The organism is Kitasatospora sp. NPDC001664 (genome assembly GCF_053596675.1).
The window spans coordinates 212,963-229,561 of record NZ_JBSFGS010000013.1 but is presented as its reverse complement, the minus strand read 5'-3'; the positions used below and the strand labels follow the sequence as shown (position 1 = coordinate 229,561).

Genomic DNA, 16,599 nt, shown 5'->3' with positions numbered 1-16,599 from the left:
TCAGCCCTGGCGCCAGCGGTTGGTGACGGGCAGCCGGCGGTCGCGGCCGAAGCCCTTGGGGGAGACCTTCGGGCCCGGCGGGTACTGGCGCCGCTTGTACTCGGCGGTGTCGACCAGCCGGACGATCCGGTCCACCACGGCCGGGTCGTACCCCCGCGCGACGATCGCGTCCCGCCCCTGGTCGCCCTCCACGTAGAGGTCGAGCACGGCGTCCAGCAGCTCGTAGTCGGGGAGCGAGTCGGTGTCCACCTGGTCCGGCCGCAGCTCGGCGGAGGGCGGCTTGGCGATGGTGTTCTCCGGGATCGGCGGCTGCTCGCCGCGTTCGAGCGCCGCCGCGTTGCGCCACTGGGCGAGGCGGAAGACCAGGGTCTTGTAGACGTCCTTGATCGGCCCGTACGCGCCGACCGAGTCGCCGTAGAGGGTCGAGTAGCCGACCGCCAGCTCGCTCTTGTTGCCCGGCGCGAGGACGAGGTGGCCCTCCTGGTTGGAGACCGCCATCAGCAGGGTGCCGCGCAGGCGGGACTGGAGGTTCTCCTCCGCCAGCCCGGTCAGCTCGGTGGCGGCGGTGTAGGCGTCGAACATCGGGGCGATCGAGATCGTGCGCAGGTGCAGCCCGGTGCGGCGGGCCAGCTCGGCGGCGTCGTCGCGGGAGTGCTGCGAGGAGTACCGGCTCGGCATCGAGACGCCGTGCACGTTCTCCCCGCCGAGCGCGTCGGTGGCGATCGCCGCCACCAGTGCGGAGTCGATCCCGCCGGACACTCCGATCAGCACCGAGCGGAAGCCGTTCTTGCGGACGTACGCCCGGGTGCCCTCCACCAGCGCCTGGTACACCTCGGCCTCGTCACCGAGCCGGGGTGCGGGCGTCTGACGCCCCGTCGGTTTCCGGTCCTCGGGGGTGCCGCCGAGGTCGGTGCGGGCCAGGCGCAGGCCGTCGTTCAGCAGCAGACCGTCGGTGGCGTCGGTGGCCGCCGGGAGCTCCAGGTCGGCGAGCAGCAGGTGCTCCTCGAACTGCGGTGCGCGGGACAGGACTTCACCCTGCGCGTCGACGATCAGCGAGTCCCCGTCGAAGACCAGCTCGTCCTGGGCGCCGACCATGTTCACGTACGCCAGCGCGCAGCCGGCCTCCTGCGCGCGCTTGCGGACCAGGGCGAGGCGGGTGTCGTCCTTCTCCCGCTCGTACGGCGACCCGTTCAGGACGAGCAGCAGCCCCGCCCCGGCCTCCCGCGCCGCCTGGACGCGGCCGCCGTCCTGCCAGATGTCCTCGCAGATGGCGAGGGCCACGTCCACCCCGTGCAGGCGCAGGACCGGCAGCTGGTCGCCGGGGACGAAGTAGCGGTGCTCGTCGAAGACCCCGTAGTTGGGGAGGTGGTGCTTGGCGAAGCGGCCCTTCACCTCGCCGCGGTGCAGCACCGCCGCACAGTTCTGCGGCGACCCGGCGGGGCGCCCGCGCCACGCCTCGGTGGACCGCCCCAGGTATCCGACCACCACGGGCAGCTCCCCGAGCCCTTCCTCGGCCAGCGTCCCGGCCAGCCGGGCGAGCGCCTCCCGCGAAGCGTTGACGAAGGACCCCCGCAGTGCCAGGTCCTCCACCGGGTACCCCGTCACCACCATCTCCGGGAACGCCACCAGCTGCGCCCCGCTCCCGGCGGCCCGCCTGGCCCAGCGCACCACCTCCTCGCAGTTGCGCTCGATGTCACCGACCCAGGGGTCGGTCTGGCAGAGGGCGATACGCAGATTCGGCATGACCTCACCTTATCGTCTAACTGACGCTATGTCGCCAGGGGGTCTACGTCGTACTCTGAAGTCTGGACAGACTAGACGGAGGTTCTTGGGATGGCTTGGCAGGTCCAGGAAGCGAAGCAGAAGTTCAGCGAGGTTCTCCGCCTGGCAGAGGCGGAGGGGCCGCAGATCGTCACCCGGCACGGCGACGAGGTCGCGGTCGTCATCGACATAAGGGAGTACCGGCGGCTCAAGGGTGAGGAGGTCTCGTTCGAGGAGTTCCTGCTACGGCGCGAGCCCTCCTTCGACGACGCGCTGGCGGACGAGCTGGACGTGATCGTCGCCGAGCGCGACCACCCGCGACCGGTGGACTTCGGGGAGAACTGATGGGTTATCTGCTCGACACGAACGTGCTGTCCGAGCTGCGCAAGCGCGAACCGGACCGGGCGGTGACCGGCTGGCTCCGCTCGGTCGGTGGCGGTCCGGTCTTCACCAGTGCGTTGGTGATCGGTGAGATCAGGCGGGGGGTGGAACGCCTCCGTCGCCGCGACCCGGCGCAGGCGGAACGACTGGACGAGTGGTTGGCGGCCATCCGGCTGAGCTATGCCGATCGCATCCTCCCGGTGACTTCGGAGATCGCCGAGGCCTGGGCCCTGCTGACAGTGCCGGACCCCCTGCCGACGGGTGACGGTCTGCTGGCTGCCACGGCGAAGGTGCACGGATTGACGCTGGTGACCCGCAACGTCAAGGACGTCGCGCGGACCGGGGTACCGGTGATCGACCCGTTCGTGCCGGTCGACTGACGCTCCGTTCGGATCGCCGGTCTCGCCGGGCTGGACTCCGGACGAAGATCCGACATGATGGGGGCATTCGTTGCCGGGCCGCTACGGGCGGACGACCGGGCGTAACACGGACGTAAAGAGCAGAGGTGAGACTGTCCCCATGGGCAAGCAGCAGGAGTTCGTGCTTCGTACGCTCGAAGAGCGTGACATCCGTTTCGTCCGGCTGTGGTTCACCGACGTGCTCGGGTTCCTCAAGTCGGTCGCCGTGGCGCCGGCCGAGCTGGAGCAGGCCTTCGAGGAGGGGATCGGCTTCGACGGCTCGGCGATCGAGGGCTTCGCCCGGGTCTACGAGTCCGACATGATCGCCAAGCCGGACCCGACCACGTTCCAGATCCTGCCGTGGCGCTCGGAGACTCCCGGTACCGCCCGGATGTTCTGCGACATCATGATGCCGGACGGCTCGCCCTCGTACGCCGACCCGCGGTACGTGCTGAAGCGCACCCTGGAGAAGGCCTCCAGCCTCGGCTTCACCTTCTACACCCACCCCGAGATCGAGTTCTTCCTCCTCAAGGACCTCCCCGGCGACGGCACCCCGCCGATCCCCGCCGACCAGTCCGGCTACTTCGACCACACCCCGCGCGGTGTCGGCCACGACTTCCGCCGACAGGCCATCACCATGCTGGAGTCGATGGGCATCTCGGTGGAGTTCTCCCACCACGAGGGCGCCCCCGGCCAGCAGGAGATCGACCTCCGGTATGCGGACGCGCTCTCCACGGCCGACAACATCATGACCTTCCGCCTGGTCATGAAGGAGGTCGCGCTGGAGCAGGGCGTGCACGCCAGCTTCATGCCGAAGCCGTTCTCGCAGCACCCCGGCTCCGGGATGCACACGCACGTCTCCCTCTTCGAGGGCGACCGGAACGCCTTCCACGAGTCCGGCGCGGAGTACCAACTCTCCAAGGTGGGGCGCTCGTTCATCGCGGGCCTGCTGAAGCACGCGGCGGAGACCGCCGCCGTCACCAACCAGTGGGTCAACTCCTACAAGCGCATCTGGGGCGGTTCGCAGCGCACGGCCGGTGCGGGCGGCGAGGCGCCGTCGTACATCTGCTGGGGCCACAACAACCGCTCCGCGCTGATCCGGGTGCCGATGTACAAGCCCGGCAAGCAGGGCTCGACGCGGATCGAGGTCCGCTCGCTGGACACCGGGTGCAACCCGTACCTGGCGTACGCGGTGACCCTGGCCGCCGGCCTCAAGGGCATCGAGGAGGGCTACGAGCTCCCTCCGGGCGCCGACGACGACGTCTGGGCGCTGACGGACGCGGAGCGGCGGGCGCTCGGGATCCAGCCGATGCCGCAGAACCTCGGCGAGGCCATCGACCTGATGCAGCGCAGCGAGCTCGTGGCGGAGACGCTGGGCGAGCACGTCTTCGACTTCTTCCTCAGGAACAAGCGCCAGGAGTGGGAGGAGTACCGCTCCGAGGTCACCCCCTTCGAGCTCCGCAAGAACCTCCAGGTGCTCTGACCTCGCGTCAGGCCTGAGCTTCGGCCCGTTCCCCGGCGGCGAAACGCCGCCGGGGAACGGGCCGAAGTGCTGTGAGCCGTGGGGGTCAGCTGTTGTTGATCAGGTCGATGAGTTGCTTGATGCCCTCGCCGCCGAGGGCGGCGATGGCGATGCGGACGGGGTGGTACCAGGGGAGGCCGTCGAGCCACTGCTTGAAGGCGGGGTAGCCCTTGGCGGCGGCGGACTTGGCGCCGGACCAGAGCTTGCCGCCGGCCTTCTTGAGGGCGGCCAGGGCGGCCTTGGCGGCGGAGGAGGCGGCGCCGCGCTGGAGCTCCGGGGTGGCGTTGCCGTCGGCGACGGCCCGGAGCAGGGTGCGGTCGGTGGCGTCGAGGTGCGGGCGCAGCTCGGGGGAGGCCAGGACGGCCCGGGCCTGAGGTGCCGTCAGGGTGACGGGGGCGGTGGAGGCGGCCGACGTGCGGGTGTGGTCGGCGGCGTTGGCGGCCGGGGCGGCGACGCCGATGGCGACGGCGGCCAGGGCCGTGGCGGCCGCGATCCGTAGGTGACGGGTCTTCATGCGGGTTTTTCGTTCCCTCGGGTCGGTCAGGTCTGGGTGAGCCAGAACAGGGAGCCGAGCAGGACGTACAGGACGGGCACGACCACCCCGCCGACGCCCGGGGGGCGCCTGCGGAGGGCGAACCAGCCGTGTGCGAGGGCGGTCGCGGCCGCGCCGACGGCGTAGAGGATCCATCCCGGGGCGTTGTCGTCCGGCAGCAGGTGGAAGGTGATCCAGCCGGCGAGCACCGGGAGGACCGCGGCTCCCCAGACGGTGTCGGCGTGCTTCTGCGAAGGCGTCTTGTCCATGCTCAACTCCTGTTCCTCAGAAGGGGATCAGCCGATCTGCTTGGCGAGCCAGTCGATGACCTCCAGCTGGACCGCGCCCGGCAGGGCCTTGAGGGTCCACTTCAGCGGGTTGAGGTTGGAGAGGCTGTCGACCCACTTGCGGTAGGCGTCGGCGCCGTTCTTGGCGGCGCGGATGCCGGCCTTGAACAGCGAGCCCGACTTCTTGAGCAGCGCCTTGATGGCCTCGGCCTTCGGGCTGCCGTACTGGACCTGCTGGTTCTGGAGGTTCCGCAGCTCGGTGAGCTCGGCCGCGGTGAGGCCGGCCTCACCGTTGGTGGCAGCGGCCGGGCTCTGCTGGATCAGGGTGATCAGGCGGGCGGTGTCGGCCTGCTGGAGGGCGACGGCGGTGGCCGGGGCGCGGTGGGCCTCGGTGGCGTTGGCGGCCGGGGCGGCGACGCCGAGGGCGACGGCCGCGAGGGCAGAGGCGGCGGCCAGACGGATGTGCTTGCGGTTCACGTAAACTCCGTAGGTGCGTCAAGCGGGGAGGGCGTGCGGGATCGCGGGCGAGGCGTGGAAACTTGGCCCGCCCCCGCTGCCCTCTTCCCCCTGTTTCTTTTTCTCGGTCCCCCGGAATCCGGCCGCTCGGCCGTTTCCGGGAAGTCTTCGGGGGACGGTCAGGCGTCCCGTCGTTGGTAGGCGAAGGCGCCGGCCAGTGCCGTCGCGGCGGTGAATGCGAGGAACACCGACAGTCCGGCGGCCGGGGAGAGTTCGCTGCCCAACAGGGCCTGGGTGAAGCCGTCCTGGGGCGCGTCGTCGGAGGTGCCGGCCATCGCGGCGCGGGCGGCGGCGAACGGGAGCCACCCGCCCAGCCCGTCCGCGTCGAGCAGCCGCCCCAGCAGCGCGCCGACCAGCCGTTCGCCGAGCAGCGGCCAGCCCACCAGGAGCAGGACGGTGGCCGCACGGTTGCGGACGATCGCGGCGGTCGAGGCCGCCAGCACGGGCCAGCAGGCCATCACCAGCAGGTAGCGGAGCACGGCCGGGACGCAGGCCGCCCAGTCCGGCTGGGCGGTGCCGCGCAGGGCGAGGGTGGTCGCGGCGGCCGCGGCCGCGAGCAGGGCCAGGGCCGCCGCGGTCGCCGCGCAGACGGCGGCGCCGATGGCGAGCTTGGCCGCGAACGCGGTGCCGCGCGAGGCGGCCACCAGCCAGGTGGTCCGGGCCGCGCCCCGGGCGAGGTCGGAGCCGGCCGGGCCGGTGCCGAAGGCGATCAACAGCAGTGCGAGCAGGGGAAGTTGCATGGCGACGGGCTGCCACTGGAGTGCGTCGGCGGCGAGGGCGGGGGTGGGGGCGTCGGTGAAGCCCAGGTCCACGCCGTTGCCGATGCCGAGCACCAGGGCGACGGCGAGCACCACCCAGGTGGAGCGCAGCCCCGCCAGGTGGCGGTACTCGTAGGCGGTGGCACGGCGGAGCGCCGCCCCCCTCGAGACGGCCGGGGGCGGGGTGATCGTGGTGCTCATCGGATCCGGAACTCCTCGTCGGCCACGGAGAGGTAGAAGTCTTCGAGGGTGGGGCGGCGCTCGTCGAGCCAGGAGAGGGCGATGCCGTGACGGGCCGCCAGCTCGCCGACCTGGAAGCGGTCCAGGCCCTCGACGCCCAGCCGGGTGCCGGTCGGGTCCGCGCCGTGCTGCGGGCGCACCCGGGCGCCGGCCTCGGTGGCCAGTTCGGCGAGGCGGGCGGCCCGCGGGCTCTCGACGGTGACGAACCCCGAGGCGCGCGCGGTGAGTTCGCCGACCTCTCCGGTGGCCACCACCCGGCCGTGGGCGAGCACCACGACCCGGTCGGCCGTCTGCTCCATCTCGCCCAGCAGGTGACTGGAGATCAGGACCGCCTTCCCCGAGCGGGCGAGGTCGCGCACGAAGCCGCGCAGCCAGGTCAGGGAGTGCGGGTCCAGGCCGTTGGCCGGCTCGTCCAGGACCAGCACGGCCGGGTCGCCGAGCAGGGCCTGGGCGATGCCGACCCGTTGCGCCATGCCGAGCGAGAGCGCCTTGAGGCGCAGGCCCGCGGCCTCCGACAGGCCGACCAGGGACAGGACTTCGTCCACCCGCGGGGTCGCGACGCCGATCCCGGCGGCGACCGCGCGCAGGTGGGTGCGCACGCTGTGGGAGGGGTGCCCGGCGACGCCGCCGAGGACGGCGCCGACGATCCGGGCGGGGGCGCGGTGGGCCCCGAGGGGCTTGCCGAAGTAGAGGGTGCGGCCCGGACCGGTGGCCAGGCCGAGCATCAGGCGGATGGCCGTGGTCTTGCCCGAGCCGTTGGCGCCGAGGAAGCCGGTGACCGTCCCGGCCGGGAGGTCCAGTGACACGTCGTCGAGGACGGTCCGGCGGCCGAAGCGCTTCCCCAGCCCCTGGGCGGAGACCAGGATCTCCGGTCCGTCGCTCCGATCGTGCGCTTGCACGTCCCCATACCCCTTCATTGCCCGGACTTTACCCATCGGATCGGGAAGAGTCCGGGATTCATGCCGATATCCCCGCCCCCCGACGTCGAAATCCTGTCAGCCGTAAATGCCCGGACGCATAATCCCTGAGGACGAGAAGACGGGTCGTTTGCCCCCCACCCGGCGTGGATCCCCCGGTCGGATGACGGGTGAGGGGACGTCAGCCTGCCAGGGGGTCAGCCGAAGATCCGCTCGTAGAGGGAGTGCAGCCCCGTGCCGATGCCGAGAAGGACCACCAGCGCGAGGAAGAGGGCGAGCGGGAAGAGGGTGAGCTGGGCGACGGCGGGCCAGGCGGGGAGGGTGCCGTCGGTGGGGGAGAGGAGGTGGTAGGCGGTCCAGCCGATCGGCCAGAGGGCCAGGACGGCGAGGGCCAGGCGGCTGTCGACGTCCAGGGAGGCGTGCGCCGGGTCGGGTCGGACGGGGCGGGGCCGCGGGGCCGGGGCGTCGACGGGGGTCGGTAGTGGTGGCCGGACCGTTCCCCAGTACGAGCCGTGGCGGTCCGGGACGATCAGTGCGGTGTGGAAGGCGCGGGGTGACCCGGTGCCGGAGCGGAGCTCGGGCCACAGGCCCAGCCAGGCGAGGCCCTGCGGTGGGCGGTCGCCGAGGTAGAGCAGGTGCCCGGTGCTGCCGGCCAGGTCGAGGTGCAGGCACTCCTCGGTGGTGGTGGGAGCGCCGTCGACGTTGCGGTCGATCTCCTCCTCGGGCAGGTCGCGGGTGACGGTCTTCCCGGTGACCCGGATGCGGTGCCACTGCGGGCCGGTCGCGTAGAACTCCTCGATCCGCTCCACGGCCCGGCTCCCGCCGAGCCCGGTCCAGGACGCGCCCGAGATCACGGTGCCGAGCAGCACGATCCCGATCCAGACCCGGACGGCCGTCCGCTCGATCGGCGCGGGTTCGGTGGCCGCGTCGAGTGCCGGGGCGGCCAGGGGCGCCTGGCCCGGGGCGGTGAGCAGGCGGACCCGGTGGTCGACCTCGACGCCGGCCAGCGACCTGGACTGCGCCGTGCCGAACGGTTCCCCGGGGGTGCCGGCGACCGGCGCGAACCGGTAGTCCTGGTCGGAGCGGTAGGCGGGCAGGCGGTCGCCGTTCTCCTCCGGCGGGAGGAGCACGTACTCGCCCCACTGCGCCCCCGCCGCCACCAACTCGGCCTGACGGGCCGAGACTTCGGGGTGCGCGCCGCTGAACGGCACGAACAGGGCGGGTACCAGCGCCACCAGCGGCAGTGCCACGGCGAAGTACCAGGGAGCCCGTCGTCGTTCGACGGCGTTCGCCGCGGTCTGGACGGCCACCAGGTCGGCGGCGGTCGGCGGCGCCGTGGCCTCGGCCACCTCGGGGAACACGTCGCTCCTGGGCGCCAGACTGCCCGCGACCAGCCAGAGCAGGCCGCACAGCACGCCCAGGCCGAGCAGGGTGAGCGGGAGCGTCCGGACGCCGGGGCGCCACGGCTCCAGCAGGATCGCCACCAGGTAGGCGAGGAAGGCGAGGTGGGTGACGGCTCCGGTGGCACGGGTCCAGACGGTGGGGCTGCGGAGTCCGGTGCGCTCCTGGTGCTCGGGCGGCGGCTCGGTGGTGGCCGCGTCCCTGGGCGTGCCGCTCTGGTCAGCCGTCATGACCCGTGCTCCCCCGTGCCGGTCGTCGGTCCGTCCGGGCGAGGATACGGACCGGGGGTGGAGGTGGCCAGGCGGTGGAGGTGAACGGATGGTCAAGAACGGTGTGCGGCAGGTCAGTTGTCGTGGCCGAGGAGGCGGCGGACGAGGCCGTGGACGGCGGTGCCGAGGGTGAGGAGGCCGGTCAGGACGATGGCGCCGACGGACGGGACGAGGAGGAGTTGGCCGAGCCGCGTCAGCACGGGCAGCGGGCCGTCGCCGGGGAAGAGCAGCTGGTAGGCGCTCCAGGCGGTGGGCCAGGCGGCCAGGTAGGCGGTGGTCAGCAGGCGGAGTTCGCGGTTGACCGGGGCGAGTCGGGTTCGTGACCGGTGAACTCGGCTTCCCACGAGGGTGATTGCGGCGGCGAGGAGGGCGAGGCCGAGGCAGACCCGGGCGGCGGTGGGGCCGAACGGGGCGAAGAGGGAGAGGGCCGCGCCGACCGAGAGTCCGGCGACCACCGCGTGGCGCGCGGCGCGCGGCCAGGGCGAGCGGGGGGAGGGGGCGGGGGAGGGGGCGGCCAGGGCGAACCAGCTTGCGGCCACCCAGGAGGCGGTGGCTGCGGCGCCGGCGGCGAGGAGGGCGAGCGGGAGCGGGCGGACCGAGGGCTGCCAGGGCGTCAGGGCGGCCGAGAGCAGGTGGCCGAGGGTGGCCAGGGCGGCGAGCGCACCGGTGGCCCTGGTCCAGACGGTCGGGAGCCGGTGCGCGGGGGCGGGGTCGCGGGTGGGCTCGACGGCGGGGACGGGCGGCGGGGGCGGAGGCGCGTCCACCGGGGTGGTGGCGGGTGGTGCGTCCGCCGCGGGGCCGCCCGGGACGGCGTCCCGGGGTGTGTCCTGATGGCCCGTCACGGTCACCGCACCCCCGTCCTGATCAGTCCGTTCGGGTGAGGGTACGGGCTGCTGGGGCGGCGCGGATAGCCCGGCCGGGTGAGGAGTTGACGGGTGGTCAGTGCGAGGTTGCGGTCGTCCCCCCCTGATGGCGGTACGTGACGGGAATGTTGCGGAGAGTTGTGTTCCGATGGGTGGCGTCAACCCCAGAACGTCGGCGGGGGTGCGCCTCGCGCCCGGCCGCCTGAACCGAGAGGTACCCATGCCCTCCACCGTCAGCCGTGCCACCGGGAAGCGCCGCACCGCGCGCCGACTCGCCATCGCCAGCGCGGCCCTGGTCGCCGTCGCCGGCCAGATGATGACCCTGCCGTCCGCCGACGCGCGCGGCTCCGGCGACGGGCGCCGCTCCCCCGGGCACGGTGACACGATCGAGCAGAACGTCCTGCCGATGAAGACCCGCTTCGACGGCCTGTTCCACGGTTCGATCACCCGGATCAGCAACTCGCTGATGACCTGCGACGAGACCAAGCCGCCGGTCGACCCGAACCAGCCGCCCTGCGAGCAGGCCCGGACGGGCGAGGGCTCGCGTCCGATCAACAACAACTACCACATGAAGTACATCAACATCGATCCCGGTTCGATCGGTCCGGAGGGCGACGAGATCTACTCCGCCAGCTCCGCCGACCTGAATCTGGTCGAGGGCTCCAAGGTCAAGTACGCCCGCCTGTACTGGGGCGGCACCCGGGGCATCGACGACGTGGTGCTGCCGCAGAGCCAGATCGACGAGGTCTACCTCAAGCTCCCGGGCGACGCGCAGTACACCAACATCGAGAACCAGCAGCCGAGCATCGGCTACATCACCACCGAGGCCGAGAGCAGCTACCAGGCCTCGGCCGACATCACCGACATGGTGAAGAAGCACGGCAACGGCACCTACACCGTGGCCAACATGGACTCCGTGGTGAAGCCGCACAGCTGGGGCGGCTGGACGATCGTGGTGGCCTACGAGAACGACTGCAAGCCGCTGCGCCACATCCACCTCTGGGACGGCTTCGTCCCCGAGCTGCCGAACAGCCCGGAGATCAGCCTCAAGCTCGACGGCCTGGTCACCCCGGCGACCGGCCCGATCCAGGCCAAGCTCGGCTACGTGGTCTACGACGGTGACCTCAAGTGGACCGGCGACACCTTCTACGCCAAGTCCACCAACGGCCCGAAGACCGAGTTCACCGACCAGAACCACTTCTCCAAGGACGCGTTCAACTCCACCATCGAGGAGCTGACGCCGGCCGACCAGTTCGTCCGGGTGCCGTACAACCGGAACAACTTCGGCTACGACTCCAACCGGTGGGACATCTCGAAGATCCTGCGCAACGGCGACACGGACATCACCGCCACCGTCGACACCGACGAGGACGGCTACAACCTGGGCGTCTTCTACGCCTACGTGAACATGGACGAGTCGCAGGAGGGCCTGGCCCCGAAGGACTGACCCGTCAGACCGCGCTCCGCTGCCGCGCCTTCGCCGAATCCCGGCGGGGGCGCGGCAGTCGCACGACCGGGCCCGCGCGCAGGGCCCGCTCCAACGGCCGTTCCACGTACCGGAAGAGGGCTGCGGCCACGCCCAGTGAGCCGCCCGCCAGCAGCAGCCAGACGCCGAGCAGCACCGCGGTCCCGTCCGGGCGTCCGTACGCCGCGAGCCAGCAGCGGAAGCCGATCTCGTGCACCAGGTACCAGGCGAAGGACCACTCGCCGAGCCGGACCAGCGGCCGCTGCCCGAAGGCCCGCCGGCCGTTCAGGTCGGCCTGCGCGGCGGCCGCGATCAGCGCGGCGAAGAGCGGCGCGGCGAGCAACTGCGAGGCGCACCACGGTCCGTACCAGCGCTGGTCCGGCACGGCCAGGTGCCAGGGCACCAGCGCGGCGTGGAAGGCGAGCACCGCCAGCCCGGCCGGGAGCAGCGGCACCCGGAGCGCGGTGCCCCGGCGGAGTGCCAGGCCGAGCACCACCCCGAGCAGGAACTGCGGCGTCCGGGTGAGCGGCAGGTAGTCCAGCAGCCAACTGCGCAGCGCCGGATCGTCCACCGCCGCACCGGCGAGCCAGAGCAGCGGGCCGCTCAGCAGACACGCCACCGCCACCGCCCGCAGCCGGCGCCCCGTCAGCAGCGCGAGCAGGAACGGGAGGAGCAGGTAGAACCAGGCCTCGTCCCCGAGCGACCAGCTCGCCGGGTTCCCGCCCTTGGCCGTGGCCGGCAGCCAGGCGTGCAGCAGCGGCAGCGACCAGAGCGCGGCACCCACCGGCACGGCGGCGCCGATCGCCGCGTAGGCGGCCAGCGAGAGCGCGGTGCTGAGCGCGTGCAACGGCCAGATCCGGGCCAGCCGGCGGCGCAGGAAGACGTGCACCGGCACCCGGGCCCCGTCGTACGTCCAGGCCAGCACCGCACCGGAGAGCACGAAGAAGAAGGTCACCCCGCTGCGCCCGTACCAGACCAGCGGACTGATCAGCGGAAGCTCGCCCAGCTGGCGGGAGAGGTGGTAGAGCACCACCAGCAGGGCGGCCCAGAACCGCAGGCCGGTGAGGGAGGGGAGACGGGAGGGCGGACGGGAAGGCGGACGGGAGGGCGGACGCACACCGGGCCCAACGCCACCGGCGGCACGGAGGTTGCTCCCGGAGGCGGGCGGGCCTGACGCCGCGCCAGCTGACGCACCGTCGTCCGGGTCACCGGGGCCGGGAGCCCGTACGCTCGTCCCAGGTGCGAACAGGGAGGCGGGCCGCAGTGGCGGAGCGGAGCAGTCGGCTGGAAGTACGGCTGGTGCGGCGTGGGTTCTCCGATCCGGACGCGGCCGTCCGGCTGCTGGCGGGGCCGGGGCTGGGTGGTCCGGGCCTGGACGGGCTGGCCGAGGACCCGGTGCTGCTGGACGCGCTCGGCGCGACCGCCGACCCGGACCTGGCGCTGCTCGGCCTGGCCCGGCTGCTGGAGGCGCTCGACGGGCCCGAGCGGCAGACCCTGCGGGACACCCTGACCAGCTCCAAGCCGCTGCGCGACCGGCTGCTCTCGGTGCTCGGCGCCTCCGCCGCGCTCGGCGACCACCTGGCCCGGCACCCGCGCGACTGGCACGCCCTGGTCACCTTCGAACTGCGCGACGTGCACCCGGCGAGGGAGGACTTCCAGCACGTGCTGCGCCAGCGGGTGCGCGCCGCCGACGCCCCGCCCGCCGACGCGCTGCGCGCCGCCTACCGCCGCTGCCTGCTGGCCATCGCCGCCCGCGACCTGAGCGGCACCGCCGACCTGCCGCAGACCGGCGCCGAGCTGGCCGACCTGGCCGGGGCCACCCTGCAGACGGCACTGGAGATCGCCGAGGAGGAGGACCCGGAGGCGGCCGGGCAGTGCCGGCTCGCGGTGATCGGGATGGGCAAGTGCGGCGGCCGGGAGCTCAACTACGTCTCGGACGTGGACGTGATCTTCGTGGCCGAGGCCCGCGACGGGGTCGAGGAGCACCGGGCCCTGCAGTCCGCCACCCGGCTGGCCGCCCGGCTGATGCGGCTGTGCTCCGACACCACCGGCGAGGGCACCATCTGGCCGGTGGACGCCAACCTCCGGCCCGAGGGGCGCAACGGTCCGCTGGTGCGCACCCTGGCCAGCCACCTGGCGTACTACCAGCGCTGGGCCAAGACCTGGGAGTTCCAGGCCCTGCTGAAGGCCCGTCCGGTGGCCGGGGACGCCGAGCTCGGCGCCGCCTACGCCGAGGCCACCGCCCCGCTGGTCTGGCAGGCCGCCGAGCGGGAGAACTTCGTCGCCGACGTCCAGCAGATGCGCCGCCGGGTGGTGGACGCCATCCCCGCCACCGAACTGGACCGGCAGCTCAAGCTCGGCCCCGGCGGCCTGCGCGACGTCGAGTTCGCCGTCCAGCTGCTCCAGCTGGTGCACGGCCGCACCGACCCCGGGGTGCACAGCCCCAACACCCTCCAGGCCCTGGATCAGCTGAGCGCCGGCGGCTACGTCGGCCGGGCCGACGCCGCGTCGCTGGACGCCGCGTACCGCTTCCTGCGCGCCATGGAGCACCGCATCCAGCTGCACCGGCTGCGCCGCACCCACCTGATGCCCACCGACCCGGCCGACCTGCGGCGCCTGGCCCGTTCGCTGGCCCCGCAGATCAACGACGACACCAACGCGGACGCGGTCGCCGCGCTCCAACGGGAGTGGCGGCGGCACGCGGTGGAGGTCCGGCGGCTGCACGAGAAGCTGTTCTACCGCCCGCTGCTGGACGCCGTCGCCGAGCTGCCCGCCGGGGCGACCGGCCTCTCGCCGACCGCCGCCAAGGCCCGGCTGGAGGCGCTCGGCTACGCCGACCCGGCCGCCGCGCTGCGCCACCTGACCGCACTGGCCTCCGGGGTCAGCCGCAAGGCGGCGATCCAGCGCACCCTGCTGCCGGTGCTGCTCGGCTGGTTCGCCGACTCGGCCGACCCGGACGCCGGGCTGCTGAACTTCCGTCAGGTCTCCGACGCGCTCGGCCGCACCCCCTGGTACCTGCGGCTGCTGCGGGACGAGAGCGCCGCCGCCGAGCAGCTGGCCCGGGTGCTCTCGGCCGGGCGGCTCGCCCCGGACCTGCTGCTGCGGGCCCCCGAGGCGGTCGCCATGCTGGGCGACCCGAACGGGCTGGCGCCGCGCGGGCGCCCCGCCCTGGAGGCGGAGGTGCTGGCCGCCGTCGGCCGGGCCGGCAGCGCCGCGGCGGGTGTCGCGGCGGCCCGGTCGGTCCGGCGGCGGGAGCTGTTCCGGACGGCGGCGGCCGATGTGCTCGGCCGCTTCGGGGACGATCCCGGCGAGGCGGTCGACGCGGCCGGGGAGGCGCTCACCGCGCTCAACGCCGCCACCCTCCAGGGCGCCCTGCGGGCCTGCACCGCCGAGTGGGAGGCGGCCAACGGCGAGCTGCCGACCAGGCTGGCGGTGATCGCGATGGGCCGCTTCGGCGGCCGCGAGATGGGCTACGGCTCCGACGCCGACGTGCTCTTCGTCCACGAGCCCCGGCTCGGCGCGCTGGAGCACGACGCGGCGAAGGCCGCCCAGACCGTCGTCCACCAGCTGCGCACCCTGCTCGGCGCCCCCTCCACCGAGCCGCCGCTGCTGGTCGACGCCGATCTGCGCCCGGAGGGCCGGCAGGGCCCGCTGGTGCGCACGCTGGCCTCGTACGAGGCGTACTACCGGCGCTGGTCGCACGTCTGGGAGGCCCAGGCGCTGCTGCGGGCCGAGCCGGTGGCGGGCGACGCGGAGCTGGGCGAGCGGTTCCGGGCGCTGATCGACCCGCTGCGCTACCCGGGCGGCGGCGTGCCGGAGAAGGATCTGCTGGAGATCCGCCGGATCAAGGCCCGGATCGAGGCCGAGCGGCTGCCGCGCGGGGCCGACCCGACCACCCACACCAAGATCGGCCGGGGCGGCCTGGCGGACGTCGAGTGGACGGTGCAGCTGCTCCAGCTGCTCCACGGCCACCGCGTCCCCGCCCTGCGCACCACCCGGACCAGGGCCGCCCTGGCGGCGGCCGAGGCGGCCGGGCTGCTGGCCGCCGAGGACGCGGCGGTGCTGGACGCCGCCTGGGTGCTGGCCTCCCGGGTGCGCGGCGCGGTGATGCTGGTCCGCGGCCGCCCGGGCGACAGCTTCCCCGCCGACGCCCGCGAACTCGCCGGGGTGGCCCGCTACCTCGGCTACGGCAGCGGCCACACCGGCGAGCTGGTCGACGACTACCGCCGCACCACGCGAAGGGCCCGCTCCGTCGTCGAGCGCCTGTTCTACGGCTGATCGACGGGGGCGGGCCCTCGGGGTGGTGCTGGGTCAGGCGGCGGCCTTCTCGGTCCAGGCGGCGGGGACGGTGACCGGGGTGTCGTCCTCGGGTTCGCCCGGGATGCGGGGGAGCTGGTAGGCCCAGACGTGGTAGACCACGCGGGCGGCGGCGAAGCCGGCCGCCAGGCAGAGGATGCCGCCGACGGCGTCCATCCAGAAGTGGTTGGCGGTGGAGACGATCACCAGCAGGGTGACCGCCGGGTAGAGCAGGCCGAGCAGCCGGACCCAGAGCGGGCGGGCCAGGAAGAAGATCGTCAGCCCGCACCAGAGCGACCAGCCGATGTGCATCGAGGGCATCGCCGCGTACTGGTTGGAGACGTTCGCCGCCGCGCCGGAGGCCATCGAGCCCCAGGTGTCGTGCACCTTGACGGTGTCGATGAAGTCACCGCCGGTCATCAGGCGGGGCGGGGCGAGCGGGAAGAAGTAGAAGCCGATCAGGGCCAGCCCGGTGGTCAGGAAGAGCACCGTGCGGGTCGCCGCGTAGCGGCCCGGGTGGGAGCGGTAGAGCCAGACCAGCACGCCGATGGTCACGATGAAGTGCAGCGTGGCGTAGTAGTAGTTCATCCCGACGATCAGCCAGGTGACCGAGTCGACCGCGTGGTTGACCGAGCGTTCGACCGCGATGCCGAGGCTCTGCTCCAGGTCCCAGATCCACGAGGCGTGCTTCTGCGCGGTCGCCTCCTGCTCGGGCACCGCGTTGCGGACCAACGAGTAGATCCAGTAACTGATGCCGATCAGGGCGAGCTCGAACCAGAGCCGGGGCCGGGCGGGGGAGCGGCGCTGCCCCCGGATGCGGCTGCGCAGCGCGGCGCCGGTGGACTGGGCGGCCAGGGTGGCTCCGTCCGGCTGGTGGCTCGTACGGGCCTCGCCAGGGACGGAACCTGCCCGGGCCGCGGCCGGTGCGCTCGTGGCGTCGGCGGTGCGGATCTCGGTCGGTTCCCCCATGGACGAGAAGTCTGCCAGACGTGC

General features: G+C 73.2%; 15 protein-coding genes. 5 read left to right on the top strand and 10 right to left on the bottom strand.

Annotated features, from left to right (window positions below; all coding sequences use genetic code 11):
• Entirely contained in the window at positions 1-1,743 is a 1,743-nt protein-coding gene (locus tag ACWCYY_RS20500; protein WP_449796870.1) for an NAD+ synthase, read from the bottom strand.
• 90 nt (positions 1,744-1,833) lie between these two features.
• On the opposite strand from ACWCYY_RS20500, the gene ACWCYY_RS20495 reads away from it, so the two are divergent.
• From ACWCYY_RS20495 to glnA, 3 genes are all read left to right on the top strand, one after another.
• Entirely contained in the window at positions 1,834-2,106 is a 273-nt protein-coding gene (locus ACWCYY_RS20495; RefSeq protein WP_449796869.1) for a type II toxin-antitoxin system Phd/YefM family antitoxin, read from the top strand.
• Complete coding sequence (locus ACWCYY_RS20490; RefSeq protein WP_449796868.1) at positions 2,106-2,522, top strand: PIN domain-containing protein; 417 nt, start codon at positions 2,106-2,108, stop codon at positions 2,520-2,522. Before ACWCYY_RS20495 ends, ACWCYY_RS20490 begins: the two co-directional genes overlap by 1 nt.
• 139 nt (positions 2,523-2,661) lie before the next feature.
• The gene (gene glnA, locus ACWCYY_RS20485; protein ID WP_345285936.1) at positions 2,662-4,023 is read left to right on the top strand and encodes a type I glutamate--ammonia ligase; all 1,362 of its coding nucleotides are present in this window, start codon (positions 2,662-2,664) and stop codon (positions 4,021-4,023) included.
• Between the two features lie 85 nt (positions 4,024-4,108).
• Here glnA and ACWCYY_RS20480 read toward each other — a convergent pair whose 3' ends face one another.
• The 7 genes from ACWCYY_RS20480 to ACWCYY_RS20450 form a co-directional block, all read right to left on the bottom strand.
• The gene (locus tag ACWCYY_RS20480) at positions 4,109-4,576 is read right to left on the bottom strand and encodes a hypothetical protein (RefSeq protein ID WP_345285934.1); all 468 of its coding nucleotides are present in this window, start codon (positions 4,574-4,576) and stop codon (positions 4,109-4,111) included.
• Positions 4,577-4,602: 26 nt separating this feature from the next.
• Complete coding sequence (locus ACWCYY_RS20475) at positions 4,603-4,863, bottom strand: hypothetical protein (protein ID WP_345285933.1); 261 nt, start codon at positions 4,861-4,863, stop codon at positions 4,603-4,605.
• Positions 4,864-4,890: 27 nt separating this feature from the next.
• Entirely contained in the window at positions 4,891-5,358 is a 468-nt protein-coding gene (locus ACWCYY_RS20470; RefSeq protein WP_449796867.1) for a hypothetical protein, read from the bottom strand.
• Between the two features lie 158 nt (positions 5,359-5,516).
• A complete protein-coding gene (locus tag ACWCYY_RS20465) occupies positions 5,517-6,356 on the bottom strand; it encodes a hypothetical protein (RefSeq protein ID WP_449796866.1) in 840 nt (279 codons plus the stop codon).
• On the bottom strand, positions 6,353-7,294 hold the full coding sequence (locus ACWCYY_RS20460) for an ABC transporter ATP-binding protein (RefSeq protein ID WP_449796865.1): 942 nt from the start codon (positions 7,292-7,294) through the stop codon (positions 6,353-6,355). Before ACWCYY_RS20460 ends, ACWCYY_RS20465 begins: the two co-directional genes overlap by 4 nt.
• A 215-nt stretch (positions 7,295-7,509) precedes the next feature.
• Positions 7,510-8,943 (bottom strand): hypothetical protein, encoded by a 1,434-nt coding sequence (locus ACWCYY_RS20455; RefSeq protein ID WP_449796864.1) that lies wholly within the window; start codon positions 8,941-8,943, stop codon positions 7,510-7,512.
• Positions 8,944-9,056: 113 nt separating this feature from the next.
• Positions 9,057-9,824 (bottom strand): hypothetical protein, encoded by a 768-nt coding sequence (locus tag ACWCYY_RS20450; protein WP_449796863.1) that lies wholly within the window; start codon positions 9,822-9,824, stop codon positions 9,057-9,059.
• A gap of 241 nt (positions 9,825-10,065) precedes the next feature.
• On the opposite strand from ACWCYY_RS20450, the gene ACWCYY_RS20445 reads away from it, so the two are divergent.
• The gene (locus ACWCYY_RS20445) at positions 10,066-11,292 is read left to right on the top strand and encodes a hypothetical protein (protein WP_449796862.1); all 1,227 of its coding nucleotides are present in this window, start codon (positions 10,066-10,068) and stop codon (positions 11,290-11,292) included.
• Positions 11,293-11,296: 4 nt separating this feature from the next.
• Here ACWCYY_RS20445 and ACWCYY_RS20440 read toward each other — a convergent pair whose 3' ends face one another.
• A complete protein-coding gene (locus tag ACWCYY_RS20440) occupies positions 11,297-12,427 on the bottom strand; it encodes an acyltransferase family protein (protein ID WP_449796861.1) in 1,131 nt (376 codons plus the stop codon).
• A gap of 146 nt (positions 12,428-12,573) precedes the next feature.
• On the opposite strand from ACWCYY_RS20440, the gene ACWCYY_RS20435 reads away from it, so the two are divergent.
• Positions 12,574-15,588: a bifunctional [glutamine synthetase] adenylyltransferase/[glutamine synthetase]-adenylyl-L-tyrosine phosphorylase gene (locus ACWCYY_RS20435; protein WP_449796860.1), complete on the top strand. Its 3,015-nt coding sequence runs from the start codon at positions 12,574-12,576 to the stop codon at positions 15,586-15,588.
• 33 nt (positions 15,589-15,621) lie between these two features.
• Here ACWCYY_RS20435 and ACWCYY_RS20430 read toward each other — a convergent pair whose 3' ends face one another.
• Positions 15,622-16,575, bottom strand: coding sequence for a phosphatase PAP2 family protein (locus ACWCYY_RS20430; RefSeq protein WP_449796859.1), 954 nt, complete (start codon positions 16,573-16,575; stop codon positions 15,622-15,624).
• Positions 16,576-16,599 lie beyond the last annotated feature (24 nt).

What these genes read in the sequence shown, in the direction of transcription:
- ACWCYY_RS20455 (WP_449796864.1), bottom strand. Translation starts at nt 8,943, where the DNA reads ATGACGGCTGACCAGAGCGGCACGCCCAGGGACGCGGCCACCACCGAG.
- ACWCYY_RS20495 (WP_449796869.1), top strand. Translation starts at nt 1,834, where the DNA reads ATGGCTTGGCAGGTCCAGGAAGCGAAGCAGAAGTTCAGCGAGGTTCTC.
- ACWCYY_RS20490 (WP_449796868.1), top strand. Translation starts at nt 2,106, where the DNA reads ATGGGTTATCTGCTCGACACGAACGTGCTGTCCGAGCTGCGCAAGCGC.
- ACWCYY_RS20500 (WP_449796870.1), bottom strand. Translation starts at nt 1,743, where the DNA reads ATGCCGAATCTGCGTATCGCCCTCTGCCAGACCGACCCCTGGGTCGGT.
- glnA (WP_345285936.1), top strand. Translation starts at nt 2,662, where the DNA reads ATGGGCAAGCAGCAGGAGTTCGTGCTTCGTACGCTCGAAGAGCGTGAC.
- ACWCYY_RS20475 (WP_345285933.1), bottom strand. Translation starts at nt 4,863, where the DNA reads ATGGACAAGACGCCTTCGCAGAAGCACGCCGACACCGTCTGGGGAGCC.
- ACWCYY_RS20465 (WP_449796866.1), bottom strand. Translation starts at nt 6,356, where the DNA reads ATGAGCACCACGATCACCCCGCCCCCGGCCGTCTCGAGGGGGGCGGCG.
- ACWCYY_RS20445 (WP_449796862.1), top strand. Translation starts at nt 10,066, where the DNA reads ATGCCCTCCACCGTCAGCCGTGCCACCGGGAAGCGCCGCACCGCGCGC.
- ACWCYY_RS20430 (WP_449796859.1), bottom strand. Translation starts at nt 16,575, where the DNA reads ATGGGGGAACCGACCGAGATCCGCACCGCCGACGCCACGAGCGCACCG.
- ACWCYY_RS20480 (WP_345285934.1), bottom strand. Translation starts at nt 4,576, where the DNA reads ATGAAGACCCGTCACCTACGGATCGCGGCCGCCACGGCCCTGGCCGCC.